13 protein-coding genes and 1 pseudogene are annotated in these 13833 nt (G+C 66.0%); 10 read left to right on the top strand and 4 right to left on the bottom strand.

The annotated features are described in order from the left end of the window. Positions 1-3 precede the first annotated feature (3 nt). The 6 genes and pseudogenes from EC839_RS03630 (at position 4) to EC839_RS03610 (ending at position 5196) form a co-directional block, all read left to right on the top strand. Positions 4-279, top strand: coding sequence for a PepSY domain-containing protein (locus EC839_RS03630; RefSeq protein ID WP_007158466.1), 276 nt, complete (start codon positions 4-6; stop codon positions 277-279). Beyond that, a complete protein-coding gene (locus EC839_RS03625; RefSeq protein ID WP_007158465.1) occupies positions 280-945 on the top strand; it encodes a response regulator transcription factor in 666 nt (221 codons plus the stop codon). Beyond that, positions 942-2279, top strand: coding sequence for a sensor histidine kinase (locus EC839_RS03620; protein ID WP_007158464.1), 1338 nt, complete (start codon positions 942-944; stop codon positions 2277-2279). The genes EC839_RS03625 and EC839_RS03620 overlap by 4 nt, the downstream gene beginning before the upstream one ends. A gap of 25 nt (positions 2280-2304) precedes the next feature. Then, a pseudogene (locus EC839_RS24845) lies at positions 2305-3165 on the top strand (cache domain-containing protein); the annotation flags it as partial. A gap of 102 nt (positions 3166-3267) precedes the next feature. Continuing rightward, positions 3268-4023, top strand: a complete 756-nt coding sequence (locus tag EC839_RS24840; protein WP_371099739.1) for a methyl-accepting chemotaxis protein — start codon at positions 3268-3270, stop codon at positions 4021-4023. A gap of 123 nt (positions 4024-4146) precedes the next feature. Continuing rightward, positions 4147-5196 (top strand): AI-2E family transporter, encoded by a 1050-nt coding sequence (locus EC839_RS03610; protein ID WP_007158462.1) that lies wholly within the window; start codon positions 4147-4149, stop codon positions 5194-5196. Between the two features lie 48 nt (positions 5197-5244). Here EC839_RS03610 and EC839_RS03605 read toward each other — a convergent pair whose 3' ends face one another. Continuing rightward, the gene (locus EC839_RS03605) at positions 5245-6114 is read right to left on the bottom strand and encodes a MurR/RpiR family transcriptional regulator (protein ID WP_007158461.1); all 870 of its coding nucleotides are present in this window, start codon (positions 6112-6114) and stop codon (positions 5245-5247) included. A 164-nt stretch (positions 6115-6278) separates the two neighbouring features. Here EC839_RS03605 and zwf point away from each other — a divergent pair, with 164 nt between their 5' ends. The 4 genes from zwf (at position 6279) to rluB (ending at position 10458) form a co-directional block, all read left to right on the top strand. Continuing rightward, positions 6279-7748 (top strand): glucose-6-phosphate dehydrogenase, encoded by a 1470-nt coding sequence (gene zwf, locus EC839_RS03600; protein ID WP_132832199.1) that lies wholly within the window; start codon positions 6279-6281, stop codon positions 7746-7748. Further along, positions 7735-8445 carry a 6-phosphogluconolactonase gene (pgl, locus tag EC839_RS03595; RefSeq protein ID WP_007158459.1) on the top strand — a complete coding sequence of 237 codons (711 nt, stop codon included), beginning with the start codon at positions 7735-7737 and terminating at the stop codon, positions 8443-8445. Before zwf ends, pgl begins: the two co-directional genes overlap by 14 nt. A gap of 20 nt (positions 8446-8465) precedes the next feature. Further along, positions 8466-9104, top strand: a complete 639-nt coding sequence (locus EC839_RS03590; protein WP_051119426.1) for a bifunctional 4-hydroxy-2-oxoglutarate aldolase/2-dehydro-3-deoxy-phosphogluconate aldolase — start codon at positions 8466-8468, stop codon at positions 9102-9104. A gap of 292 nt (positions 9105-9396) precedes the next feature. Continuing rightward, entirely contained in the window at positions 9397-10458 is a 1062-nt protein-coding gene (gene rluB / locus EC839_RS03585) for a 23S rRNA pseudouridine(2605) synthase RluB (protein WP_007158457.1), read from the top strand. Positions 10459-10488: 30 nt separating this feature from the next. Here rluB and EC839_RS03580 read toward each other — a convergent pair whose 3' ends face one another. The 3 genes from EC839_RS03580 to EC839_RS03570 all read right to left on the bottom strand — a co-directional run bounded on the left by EC839_RS03580 (position 10489) and on the right by EC839_RS03570 (position 13830). After that, positions 10489-11412, bottom strand: a complete 924-nt coding sequence (locus EC839_RS03580) for a GGDEF domain-containing protein (protein ID WP_007158456.1) — start codon at positions 11410-11412, stop codon at positions 10489-10491. 173 nt (positions 11413-11585) lie between these two features. Continuing rightward, entirely contained in the window at positions 11586-12587 is a 1002-nt protein-coding gene (locus tag EC839_RS03575; protein WP_007158455.1) for an NADP-dependent oxidoreductase, read from the bottom strand. 55 nt (positions 12588-12642) lie between these two features. Then, positions 12643-13830 (bottom strand): benzoate/H(+) symporter BenE family transporter, encoded by a 1188-nt coding sequence (locus EC839_RS03570; protein WP_007158454.1) that lies wholly within the window; start codon positions 13828-13830, stop codon positions 12643-12645. Positions 13831-13833: the final 3 nt, after the last annotated feature.

Genomic DNA, 13833 nt, shown 5'->3' with positions numbered 1-13833 from the left:
CTCTTGCTGCTCGGCAGCGTCTCGCCGCTGATCCAGGCCCGCGACCTGGATCAGGACGAAGCCCTTAAGCTGCGCAAGGAGGGGGTTATCCGCCCGCTGGAGACCCTCTTGCAGCGGGTCAACGAACGCTATCCCCAGGCTCGGCTGCTGGAAGCCGAACTGGAAGAAGAAGACGGTCAGTATCGCTACGAGATCGAAATCCTCGTCGGCGATGTCGTCCGCGAACTGGAAATTGGCGCGATGGATGGCGCCATCATGAAGGACGAGGTGGACGACTAGATGCGCCTGTTGCTGGTGGAAGACGATGTCGCCCTGGCCGACGAAATTTCGGCGTTCCTTGCCCGCCAGGGCTATGCCGTGGACTGGCTCGCCGATGGCCGCGACGCTGCCTGGCAGGGTGCTCAGGAGCCCTATGACCTCATCGTGCTCGATCTCGGCCTGCCGGGGCGGCCAGGGCTCGAGGTGCTCAGCGAGTGGCGCGCAAAGGCGCTGGCGACGCCGGTCCTGATTCTGACCGCCCGCGACAGCTGGGCGGAGCGCATCGACGGTCTCAAGGCCGGTGCCGACGACTACCTCACCAAACCCTTTCACCCCGAAGAGCTGGGCCTGCGCATCGCCGCCTTGCTGCGGCGGGTTCGCGGCGTGGCCAACCAGCCGCTCCTGCAGGCCGCCGGACTCGCGCTGGACGAGGCGCGCCAGTGCGTGGTGCGTGGCAGCGAAACCATCTCCCTGAGCGCCGCGGAATTCCGTCTGCTGCGCTGTTTCCTGCTGCATCCCGGGCAGATCCTCTCCAAGACGCGCCTGAACGACCACCTCTACGACGGCGAGAGCGAGCGCGACTCCAATGTCATCGAGGTTCACGTCAATCACCTGCGGCGCAAGCTGGGGCGCGAAGTCATCGAGACGCGGCGCGGCCAGGGCTATCGCCTGGGCGGTGTCGATTGAGGTCCATCCAGGCCCGCCTCAGGGTCGGGCTGGTGGCCATTCTGCTGGTGGCGGGCCTGGTGCTGGTCCTCGGGGGCGCCTGGCTGGTGGACCATGCCTTGCGCCGCTATCTGGAGACCGGGCTGCGCGGCGAGACGGAAAATCTGCTCGCCGCCCTGGTACGTGGGCCCCATGGCCTGCAACTGGACGAGGGCCGCCTGGGCAGCCTTTACACCCGCCCGCTGTCCGGTCGCTATTTCCTCATCGAGATCCCGGCGCTGGATATCCGCTGGCGCTCGCGCTCCCTGTGGGACGCGCAACTGGAAGCGCCGCCCAGGAGTGGCCTGAGCGAGACCCTGGCGGACGGCCCCAGCGGCCAGCGATTGCTCACCTACCGCGCTGACTACCAGCGCTATGGCCAGACGGTACGGGTCGTGGTGGCCGACGACTACAACCCGCTGTTGACCAACCTGACGCGCATCCTCGCGTTCGGTGCCCTGCTGGGGCTGGCGACCCTGCTGCTGGTCCTTCTGCTGCAACGGCTGATCGTGCGCCGGGCACTGCGCCCGCTGGACCAGGTGCGCGAGCAGATCGCCCAGCTGCATCAGGGGCGCCGTTCGACGCTGGACGCCGGCGTGCCCATCGAGCTTGCGCCGCTGGTGGAGGAGATGAACGCCTTGCTGCGCCATACCGAGGACGGCCTGAAGCGCGCGCGGCATGGCATCGGCAACCTGGGGCATGCGCTCAAGACGCCGCTGGCGGTGCTCACCAGCCTGGCCGAGCGTCCCGAGCTCCAGGCACTGCCCGAGCAGCGCGAGGTCTTGCGCGAGCAACTGGCGCGTATCCGCCAGCGGCTGGAGCGGGAGTTGCGCCGCGCCCGGCTAGCCGGCGAGGCCCTGCCAGGCGCTCATCTGGATGCCGCCGAACTGCGCGAGCTTTGCCGGCTGCTCAATCGCCTGCATGGCGAGCACCTGCGGTTCGACTGCCATCTGCCCGAAGGACTGCGCCTGCCCTGGGACCGGGAAGACCTGCTGGAGCTGTTCGGTACCCTGCTGGACAATGCCGGCAAGTGGGCGGATCGGCAGGTTCGGCTGGAGGTGGCGCAGCGGGAAGAGGGTTATCTGATCCGGATCGAGGACGACGGACCCGGCGTGCCGGAGGCGCAGCGCGAGGCCATCCTCGAGCGGGGTTCCCGGCTGGACGAGGCGGTGGCCGGTCATGGCCTGGGGCTGGGGATCGCCAAGGACATCGTCGAAGGTTGCGGTGGAACCCTCGCCCTTGAGACTTCCCGGCTGGGTGGGCTGGCGGTGGTCATCCGCCTTCCGGCGCCGGTGCGCACAGCGTCTACGAGGTGACTTCTCGGTCAAGTTCTGCAGCGCGATGCCGATAACGGCATCAGCTCTTGCGATCAAGGAGAACCTCGTGAGCCTCAAACTTAAAGTCACCTTACTGGCGGTCCTGCCCGTCTGCCTGTTCACGCTCGTGCTGGGTGGTCTGTCTTACTGGGTCTTGCACGAGCAGGCGCTCAAGGACGTCGCCGATGCCCGCGAGCGGCTGATGGTGCAGAGTCGCAACGGCCTGCAGAACACCGTGGAAGCGGCCATGACCGTGGTCAAGCCGCTGTACGACAAGGCCGCCGCGGGTGATACCGAGGCGCGCCAGGAGGCCATCCGCCTGCTGTCCGCCATCAGCTACGGCAAGGATGGCTATATCTTCGGCTACGATTCCAACGTGGTCCGCCTGTTCAAGGGCAACGACCCGGCCGGGATCGGCAAGAGCTTCAAGGACAATCGCGATCCCAGCGGCGTCTACCTTAACCAGGAACTGGTCCGGGTCGGCAAGGATGGCTCGCATTTCAGTCGCTACAGCTCTTCGCTGCCGGGCAACAAGGACGTGCTGGTGCCCAAGCTCGCCTATACCGACTACCTGCCCAAGTGGGATCTGGTGATCGGTTCCGCGGTGAACCTGGATGGCGTGGAGGCCGAGGTCGCCGCCGTGGCCGAACAGGTCGCCAAGCGTACCCAGGACCAGCTCTGGCTGATCTTCGGTACCTCCGGCGTGCTGCTGGTGGTGATCGGTATCGCCGCGCAACTCTTTGCCGCCCGGACCCTCAGGCCCCTGGCGCAGATTCGCGAGAACCTCGATGACATCGCCGCCGGCGAGGGCGATCTGACCCGCCGCCTGCCGGTCAACGGTCGCGACGAGATCGGTGAGCTCGCTGCTGCCTTCAATCGCTTCGTCGAACGCATCCAGGGCACCATTGCCCAGGTCGTCGACATCACCCACCAGTTCACCGGTCTGCTTGACGATGTGGCCCAGCAGGCCCAGCGCACCGATCGCGACATGCAGCGTCAGCGCAGCGAAACCGATCAGGTGGCGACCGCCATTAACCAGATGTCCGCCGCGGCACAGGAGGTGGCGAGCAGCGCCCTGCGGGCCTCCGAAGCCACCCGCCAGACCGAGGAGAAGGGCCGGCTGGCCCGGGAGACGGTGGCCACCAGCGTGGCGCGCATCCACGAGCTGGTCGAGGAGGTACGCCAGAGCAGCGTCTCCCTCGATGGCCTCAAGCAGGACGTCGGCGCCATCGTCGGCGTACTGGACGTGATCCGCGCCATTGCCGAACAGACCAATCTGTTGGCACTCAACGCCGCCATCGAAGCGGCCCGGGCCGGTGAGGCCGGTCGCGGCTTCGCCGTGGTCGCCGACGAAGTACGCGCGCTGGCCAGCCGGACGCAGCAGAGCACCCAGGAAATCCAGGGCATGATCGATCGTCTGCAGCAGGCCACTGGCCGTGCGGTGGGTGCCATGGAGCGCTCGGGAGGCATGGGCGAGGCCACTACGGCCCAGGCCGAGCAGGCGGGGACAGCCCTGGCTGCCATCAGCGAATTGATCGCCACCATCAATGCCATGAACACCCAGATCGCCAGTGCGGCGGAAGAGCAGACAGCGGTGGCGGAGGAGATCAATCGCAGCGTCCATACCATCGCCGGTGCCGTGGACAGCATGGCCCAGGGGGCTCAACAGGGTGCCCAGAGTACTGCCGGCATGGTCGGTCTGGGCGAGCGGCTGGACGGATTGGTTCGCCAGTTCCGTGTATGATCGCCGGCGCGTCGGGTTCTCCGGCGCGCCTCTTCAGGTCGAGTTGGGGGTGCTCACGGGAACCCCACGGCTTCCGAGGCTCTAAGCAAGGCCTGTCATCCTTGTTTGGAATCGCGAAAGCCAATGAAAAGTGCTCGGCTGGAAAACAAGACGTTCCTGATCCTGCTGGTGGTGGTCTCACTGGCCTTCGTCTGGATCCTCACCCCGTTCCTGGGGGCGGTGTTCTGGGGCGCCATCCTCGCCATCCTGTTCGCCCCGCTGCAGCGCTGGTTCGTCCGCCGCTTCAACAACAGGCGCAACCTCGGGGCGCTCTGCACCCTGTTCGTGATCCTGCTCATCGTCATCCTGCCGGTGGTGTTCATCGCCATTTCCCTGGTCCAGGAAGGCTCGCTGCTCTATCAGCAGATCAGCAGCGGTCAGCTCAACTTCGGCCAGTACTACCAGCAGGTCTGGGGCGCCTTGCCGGATTCGGTACGCAGCGTCCTGCAGCGCTTCGGTGCCGGTGACCTGGACGGCATCCGCCAGAAGCTCTCCGCCGGCGCCATGCAGGGCAGCCAGTGGGTCGCTACCCAGGCCTTCAGCTTCGGGCAGGGCACCTTCCAGTTCCTGATCGGCTTCGGCGTGATGCTCTACCTGCTGTTCTTCCTGCTGCGCGACGGTTCGCAGCTGGTGGCGCTGATCCGCAAGGCCATTCCGCTGAGCGACATGCACAAGCGCAGCCTGATGGCCAAGTTCACCGCCGTGGTGCGCGCCACGGTCAAGGGCAACATCATCGTGGCCGTGGTGCAGGGCGCCCTGGGTGGCTTCATCCTCGGTGTGCTGGGTGTGCAGGGTGCGGTGCTCTGGGGCACCCTGATGGCCTTCCTCTCGCTGCTGCCCGCGGTCGGCTCGGCACTGATCTGGGTGCCGGTGGCCATCTACTTCCTGGCCACCGGTGCGGTGATCAAGGGCGTGATCCTGATCGTCTTCGCCGTGGTGGTGATCGGCCTGGTGGACAACCTGCTGCGCCCCATCCTGGTCGGGAAGGACACCAAGATGCCCGACTACGTGGTGCTGATCTCCACCATCGGCGGCATGTCGCTGTTCGGCCTCAACGGCTTCGTCATCGGCCCGCTGATCGCCGCGCTGTTCATGTCGACCTGGGATCTGTTCAGCCACCGCGACGATATTTGATGAGCGACGTGCTCCAGGGGACTGGAGCACACGAACGGACAGGGCGCGTCAGCCTTGGTCGGGCTCCGAGGGATAGCGGGTCGCGACCAGACTTTCCTTGACCTTGCGCAGGTGCGGCTGGAAGTCCACGCCGCGCTTGAGCGTGACCCCGGTAGCCAGGATGTCCAGCACGGTGAGCTGGATGATCCGCGAGGTCATGGGCATGTAGATGTCGGTGTCTTCCGGCAGCGGAATGTCCAGGCTGTGGGTGCAGACCTTGGCCAGCGGGGTGTTGCTGGCGGTGAGGCCGAGCACCGAGGCGCCGTTGTCGCGGGCCAGCTTGGCCACGTCCACCAGTTCGCGGGTGCGGCCGGTGTAGGAGATGATCACGAAGAGATCGCCGGTCCTGGCGATGGAGGCGAGCATCCGCTGCATCAGCACGTCCGAATGCGCCGACACCGCCATGTTGAAGCGAAAGAACTTGTGCTGGGCGTCGAGGGCCACGGGCGCCGAGGCACCCAGGCCGAAGAAGTGGATCTGCCGCGCCTGGATCATCAGATCGACCGCCCGATCCACGGTGCGGGCGTCCAGGCGCTGGCGGGCGCTGTCCAGTGAGGCGATGGTGCTGCTGAAGATCTTTTCCGCGTAGGCCTCGGGTTCGTCGTTGGCTTCCACCGCCTGGCTGACATAGACCGCGCCACTGGCGATGCTTTGCGCCAGCTGGATCTTCATTTCCGGATAGCCGCTCACGCCCAGGGAACGGCAGAAGCGGTTGACGGTGGGCTCGCTGACCTGGGCCGCCTGGGCCAGGGCGGCGATGGTGTAGCGGGTGGCCTGCCGGGGATTCTGCAGAATGACCTCGGCGACCTTGCGTTCTGCGCGGTTGAGTTCGCCGATACGGGTCTGGATGGTTTGCAGCAGGGTGCTGGCACGATCCATGAGAACTCCTAGTGGTTGTTGTGCCTCTATCCTAAGGCTATAAAAGGTGTGGGCCGGGCTTACCCCTGCGCCGTATTTTTTAATATAAAGACTACGCGAATCGCCCCGGCTCCCCTATGATGGTGCTGGAATATCTCAAACTTTAAGTAAAAGAACGAATATTTATGGCTGGCGTCCGAGTTCTACCCTGTACCCTGGCAATCTTCGGCGCGTTGGGCGATCTGGCCCTGCGCAAACTTTTCCCTGCCCTGTATCAGCTGGATCGTGAAGGTCTGCTGCACGAGGATACCCGCATCATGGCGCTGGCGCGTGACCAGGGCGATGGGGTCAAGCAGCTGGAACACATCGAGGAGCGCCTGCGCCACTATGTGCCCAAGGCCGATTGGGACGAAGCGGTATGGACCCGGATGCGTGGTCGTCTCGGCTATCGCGCCATCGATTTCCGCAATCGCGAAGACTATACGGGACTTGCCGAGGATGTGGGTGAGACGTCGCCGCTTATCGCCTATTTTGCCACCCCGGCGCTGGTCTACAGCGCCATCTGCGAGAACCTCGCCGCCGTTGGCCTGTGCGAGCGCACCCGGGTAGTGATGGAAAAGCCCATCGGCTACGACCTGGAATCCTCCAAGGTGGTCAACGACGCGGTGGCGCGCTTCTTTCCCGAAGACCGCGTCTATCGCATCGACCACTACCTGGGCAAGGAAACCGTCCAGAACCTCATTGCCCTGCGTTTCGCCAACAGCCTGTTCGAGACCCAGTGGAACCAGAACTACATCTCCCACGTGGAGATCACCGTGGCCGAGAAGGTCGGCATCGAGGGTCGCTGGGGCTACTTCGACCAGGCCGGCCAGCTGCGCGACATGGTGCAGAACCACCTGCTGCAGCTGCTCTGCCTGACCGCCATGGATCCGCCGGCGGATCTTTCCGCCGACAGCATCCGCGACGAGAAGGTCAAGGTGCTCAAGGCGCTGGAGCCGATCTCCGCCGACCAGCTGGCCAGCCGTGTGGTCCTGGGTCAGTACACCGCCGGCTACAGCGATGGCAAGCCGGTACCGGGCTATCTGGAAGAGCCCAATTCCAACACCGAGAGCCGCACCGAGACCTTTGTCGCCATCCGCGCCGACATCCGCAACTGGCGCTGGTCCGGTGTGCCTTTCTATCTGCGCACCGGCAAGCGCATGCCGCAGAAGCTGTCGCAGATCGTCATCCATTTCAAGGAGCCACCGCACTACATCTTCGCCCCCGAGCAGCGCAGCTTGATCAGCAACCGCCTGATCATCCGCATCCAGCCGGACGAGGGCATCTCGCTGCAGGTGATGAGCAAGGATCAGGGCCTGCGCAAGGGCATGCAGCTGCGCAGCGGTCCGCTGCAGCTCAACTTCTCCGAGACCTTCAAGCACCTGCGCACGCCGGATGCCTATGAGCGACTGCTGCTGGAAGTCATGCAGGGCAACCAGTCGCTGTTCGTCCGCAAGGACGAGATCGAAGCGGCCTGGAAATGGTGCGACCAGCTGATGGATGGCTGGTCGAAGATGGGCGATTCGCCCAAGTCCTATGCCGCCGGCAGCTGGGGTCCGCTGACCTCCATCGCACTGATCGCACGAGACGGGAGATCCTGGTATGGCGACGTCTGATCTGGGGCAGGGCGTGACCCTGCGCGAACTGCCTGACCGCGACGCCCACGCCGCGGCGCTGGCCGAGACCGTTACCACCGCGCTGCGCGAGGCCCTGGCGGCTCGCGGCGAGGCGCTGCTGATCGTCTCCGGCGGTCGCAGCCCAGTGCCCTTTCTGGAGCGCCTGGCCCGGGCCGAGCTGGACTGGTCCAGGGTGCTGGTGACCCTGGCGGACGAGCGCTGGGTACCCGCTGACCATCCGGACAGCAATGCCGGCCTGCTGCGCAAGCACCTGTTCCAGGGGCCTGCCGCTGCGGCCGGCTTCGTTGACCTCTATAGCCCGGCCAGCTCCACGGAAGAGGGCATGGCCCTGACCGAAGCCCGGCTGCGCGACGCCCTGGCGACGCCCGATGTGCTGGTGCTGGGCATGGGTGACGACGCCCATACCGCCTCGCTGTTCCCCGGCAGTCCCGGCCTGGAAGAGGCCCTGGACCCGGCCAGCGAGCGCCTCAGCTTTCCCGGCGTGGCACCGTCCGCGCCCCAGACCCGCATTACCCTGAGCCGTGCCTACCTGAGCCGCGCACGGCAACAGATCCTTGCCATCCAGGGCGCAGGCAAGCGACAGGTGCTGGAAACCGCTCTGGCCGAGGGCGACGAGCTGGCTACTCCGATCAAGGCGTTCCTGCGCGAACCCCTGGTCGTCTTTTGGTGCCCCTGACGAGGAGTTGAGTTTTGGACATGCAGAACAAGATCGCGACCCTAGATGCCCTCTGCGCCCGTGCGCGGATCCTGCCGGTGATCGTGATCAACGATCCCGCTGACGTGCTGCCGTTCGCCGACGCCATGGCTGCGGGGGGGCTGACCGCCCTGGAAATCACCCTGAGATCGGCCCACGGGCTGAACGCGGTGCGCCTGCTGCGCCAGGAACGTCCCGAGCTGGATGTCGGTGTGGGCACCGTGCTGGACGTGCAGATGTTCGACGCCGCGGTCGAGGCCGGCGCCCAGTTCATCGTCACCCCGGGCACCACCGAGGAGATTCTCCAGGCCGGGGTATCGGCGCCTATCCCGCTGCTGCCCGGCATCGCCACGCCCTCGGAGATCATGCAGGCCTACCGCCTGGGTTATCGCCGCTTCAAGCTGTTTCCTGCCAACGTCTATGGCGGCGTGGATGCGCTCAAGGCCTTTGCCGGTCCCTTCGCCGAACTCAAGTTCTGCCCCACCGGCGGCGTCAACCCGGGCAACGTGAAGAACTACTTCCAGCAGCCCAACCTGCTGTGCGTCGGCGGCAGCTGGATGCTGCCCGGCGACGTGGTGAAGGCCAAGGACTGGACCCGCGTCGAGCAGCTGTGCCGCGAGGCCCTGGCCACACTGGATTGACACTGCGGCCATCCGTCACCCGCCAGGCTAGTGCGGTGTCTTTGAACTTCGCGCAAGAATTGGCGAGTGATTTTTTGGCTATGGCTAGGCGCCGGTACGAGTCATAGCAGGGCTATGGCGAGGAGTGGCAACGCCGCCATAGCCGAAAAAGCGCCGCCAAAATTGTGCAGTCAACTTCTGAGACACCACACTCGCTAGGCTGGCGCGAGCAGGGGCGCTATCATGCGCCCTGTCTTTTTCCTGGCGCCCGTTCCGCGGCGCCTTTGTCGTCCACTACACCGGGAGGTGCCTGATGACCCTCGACAAGAATCCCCCAAACGAAATCCTCGAAGAAAGCGCACCCGCGCCGGCTGGCGAAAAGCTGCAGAAGGTGCTGTCGCGCCTGGGCGTCGGTTCGCGTCGCGACGTCGAAGCCTGGATCGGCGAAGGCCGCATCAAGGTCAACGGCGTGGTCGCGCCCCTGGGCCTGCGCGTCATGCCCAAGGACGCCATCGCGGTGGACGGTCGCCTGCTCAAGCGCGACCAGGCCGAGGAAGTGGTACGCCGCGTGCTGATCTACAACAAGCCCGAAGGCGAGATCTGCACCCGTGACGATCCCGAAGGCCGGCCCACCGTCTTCGACCGCCTGCCCAAGCCCAAGCAGGGCCGCTGGATCAATGTCGGTCGCCTGGACATCAACACCACCGGCCTGCTGCTGTTCACCACCGATGGCGAACTGGCCAACCGGCTGATGCACCCCTCCTACCAGATGGATCGCGAGTACGCGGTACGGGTACGGGGCGAGGTGACCGAAGAGATGCTGCTGCGCCTGAAGAACGGGGTGATCCTCGAAGACGGCCCGGCGCGCTTCACCGACGTCCAGCAGGCGCCGGAGGGCGACGGCTTCAACCACTGGTTCCATTGCGTGGTGATGGAAGGCCGCAACCGCGAAGTCCGTCGGCTGTGGGAATCTCAGGGCCTGGTGGTGAGCCGGCTGAAGCGCGTACGTTTCGGTCCGGTGTTCATGACCAGCGATCTGCCGGTCGGGCGCTGGCGCGAGATGACCCAGGGGGAGATCGACATCCTCGCGGGCGAAGTCGGCCTGCCGCCGGTGGCGCTGCCGTCCATGGGCGGCAAGACCAAGGAAAAGCTCGAGCGTCAGCAGCGCAAGACCGCGCGGCCGATCGATGCCGGTCGGGGTTCGCGCAACAAGCTCAGCAAGACGGGCAAGACCGGCAAGCCCCAGGGGTCGGCCGTGGCCGAGCGTCCCAGCGAAATGGGCCGCAAGCCGGTCAGCAAGGGCCGTACCTCACCGGGCATTGCCCCGCGTCGTGGTCCGAGCGGCGGCGGTACCGGCAAGGGCGGTCGCCGCTAAGCAGAGAGGTCGCCTGGCCCCAGGCGACCGCTAGGCCAGGCTGCAGAATCGATTGCGGCCTTCGGCCTTGGCCTGATAGAGGGCGCGATCCGCGCGCAGCAGCAGGCAGCGCGGAGACTCGACGTCGCGCAGGGTCGCCAGGCCCAGGCTCAGGGTGACCGGCAATGGGATGGCCCCGGCGGTCTCCGACTGGGCCTCCACCGCCGCTCTCAGGCGTTCCGCCACGATATGCGCCGCGTCGTGGCCGGTGGCCGACAGCAGTACGCAGAATTCCTCGCCGCCAAAGCGAAAGACCATGTCCATGCTTCTCAGGTTGTTGCCGAGGGTGCGGGCGGTCTGGCGCAGCACGTCGTCGCCGACGCTATGGCCGAACCTGTCATTGATGCGCTTGAAGTGGTCCAGGTCCAGCATCAGCAGTGACAGCGGCTGCTGGGTCCGGCGGGCCAGTTCCAGTTCCCGCACCAGGGCGCGATCCAGGGCGCTGCGATTGCCGACACCGGTCAGGGCATCGCGCAGGGCGTTGTTCTGGGCTTCGCGAAACAGCAGGGCATTGCGCAGGGGAAACAGCAGGCTGCCGAGCAGGTATTCCAGCGCCCCGAGTTCGCTGTCCTGGAAGCGCTCCTGGCGGTAGAAGGTCAGGTCACCCAGGCGCAGGTCCCCTTGGCTCAGGTGATAGTGCACCTGATGACCCTGTTCTTCGCCCAGGCCGATGGCCACGTCTTCCGCGGCATGGCGGTAGGTGAGGCCGGGCAGGTCCACCAGGGTATCCACCTCCTGTCGGAAGAGTTGCAGGACCCGTTCGAGCTCCAGCGAGCTCTGCAGGACGCTGAGCAGGCGCTGACGCAGCGCGCCCAGCACCGCCGGATCGCTGTCGCGGGTGGTGGCTGCCAGGTTGGCGTTGCGCTGCTGGCGAGCGCGATCGAGATTGATGGTGTTGGACGAGGGCGGGACCATGCCTGTTCTCCTTGGCGGATAGTCCCTCTCCAGCGAGAAGCGTGCCAGTCTTACCGTAGCAGTAAAATCAATGACTTAGGCGTATGGTGGCGATTGGCCGTCTGTAAGTTGACGCCTGAAGGCCAGGCGAGTCGCTTTCGCGACCCGCTCGTGACGACTTTCCGACGCGCGCCCTACACCTTGAGCACCAGCTTGCCGAAGTTCTCGCCGGAGAACAGCTTCATCAGGGTCTCGGGGAAGGTATCCAGGCCTTCCACCACGTGCTCGCGGGATTTGAGCTGTCCGTCGGCCAGCCAGATCGCCAGCTGCTTTTGCGCCTCAGCATAGCGAGCCGCGTGGTCGAGCACGATGAAGCCTTCCATGCGCGCGCGATTGCTGAGCAGCGCCAGGTAGTTCTGCGGGCCCTGCACCTTGTCGCTGTTGTACTGACTGATGGCGCCGCAGAGCACCACCCGTGCGCGGAAATTGATCTGCGCCAGCACCGCGTCGAGGGTCGGACCGCCGACGTTGTCGAAATAGACGTCGATGCCGTTGGGGCACTCGCGCTGCAGGGCGGCCGCGAGGTCCGGTTCGGCCTTGTAGTCGATGGCGGCGTCGAAGCCGAGCTCCTCGATCAGATAGCGGCATTTCTCCGCGCCACCCGCGATGCCCACCACATGGCAGGCCTTGAGCTTGCCGATCTGGCCGACCATGCTGCCCACCGCGCCGGCGGCGCCGGAGACCACGATGGTCTGGCCGGCCTTGGGCTCGCCGACCTCCAGCAGGCCGAAGTAGGCGGTCAGGCCGGTCATGCCAAGCACGGAAAGGTACTGCGGCAGGCTGGCCTTGCTGGGGTCCACCTTGTAGAAGCCCTGGGGCTCGCCCAGGTAATAGTCCTGGATGCCGAGCATGCCATTGACGGTATCGCCCACCTTGAAGTCCGGGTGGTTGGACGCCACCACCTCGCCGACGCCCAGGGCGCGAATGACCTCGCCGATGCCGATGGGCTTGATATAGGACTTGCCCTCGTTCATCCAGCCGCGCATGGCCGGGTCGAGGGAAAGGTAGAGATTCTTGATCAGCACCTGACCGGCGCCGGGTTCACCGATCGGCTGCTCGACGCGCTCGAAGGTGTCGGCGGTGGGTTCGCCGGATGGGCGCTTGGCGAGCAGGAATTGGCGATTGGTACGGGACATGGTGTTCTCCTGACGGGAAGGATCCAGTTCCGACCCGTCAGGAGGGGCGCGGGTTCTAACGGCGGCGTGCAGTCAGTAGCAAACTGGCCAAAAGACCGGCGACCAGGCCCCAGAAGGCCGAGCCGATCCCGCCCAGGGTCAGGCCCGAGGCGGTGACCAGAAAGGTGATGAGTGCCGGTTCGCGCTGGCCGGGGTCGGCGAGGGCGCCGTGCAGGCCGTTCATGATGGAGCCGAGCAGCGCCAGGGCGGCTACCGAGATCACCAGTTCGCCTGGCAGCGAGGCGAACAGCGCTGCCAGGGTGGCGCCGAACAGCCCGGCGATGCCATAGAAGAGTCCGCACCAGACCGCCGCGGTATAGCGCTTGCTGGCGTCTTCATGGGCCTGGGGACCGGTGCAGATCGCCGCGCTGATGGCCGCCAGGTTGATGCCATGGGAGCCGAAGGGTGCCAGCAGCAGCGAGGCGAGGCCGGTGGTGGCGATCAGCGGCGAGGCCGGGACCGCGTAGCCATCGGTGCGCAGCACGGCGATACCGGGCATGTTCTGCGAAGCCATGGCCACCACGAACAGCGGGATGGCGATGCCGATAGTGGCGGCCAGGGAAAAGGTCGGGGTGGTCCACACCGGCACCGCCAACTCCAGCCGCAGGCTGTGGAAGTCCAGCAGGCCCAGTCCGGCGGCCAGCAGCAGGCCAGCCACCAGGGCGACCAGTACGCAATAGCGCGGCCACAGCCGCTTGGCCACCAGATAGGCCAGGGCCATGCCCAGCACCAGGGCACTCTGGTGCTGGGCCGCGGTGCAGATCTCGATGCCGATGCGAAAGAGGATGCCGGCCAGCAGAGCGGCGGCCAGCGCCGGCGGGACCCGGCGCAGCAGGCGGTCGACGCTGCCGGTGAGGCCGCAGAGGGCGAGCAGTACGGCGCAGAGGACAAAGGCGCCGATGGCGTCGCTGTAGGGCACCGACGGCAGGCTGGTGACCAGCAGCGCGGCGCCCGGGGTCGACCAGGCGATGACGATGGGGGTGCTGTATTTCAGCGACAGGCCGATGGTGGTCAGCGCCATGCCGATGGACAGTGCCCAGATCCAGGAGGAGATCTGTCCACTGCTCAGGCCGGCATTCTGGCCGGCCTGGAACATCAGCACCAGGGAACTGGTGTAGCCCACCAGCATGGCGACGAAGCCGGCGACCACGGCGGCGGGCGAGGTATCGGCCAGCGGGGAAAGGCGTTGCGGAGCCGCGTGCATCGA

The sequence above is a fragment of the Pseudomonas sp. JUb52 genome (assembly GCF_004341115.1).
GTDB classification, from domain to species: Bacteria; Pseudomonadota; Gammaproteobacteria; order Pseudomonadales; family Pseudomonadaceae; genus Chryseomonas; species Chryseomonas oryzihabitans.
The sequence above is the reverse complement of the archived record's forward strand: the minus strand, read 5'-3'. Positions and strand labels throughout refer to the sequence as shown.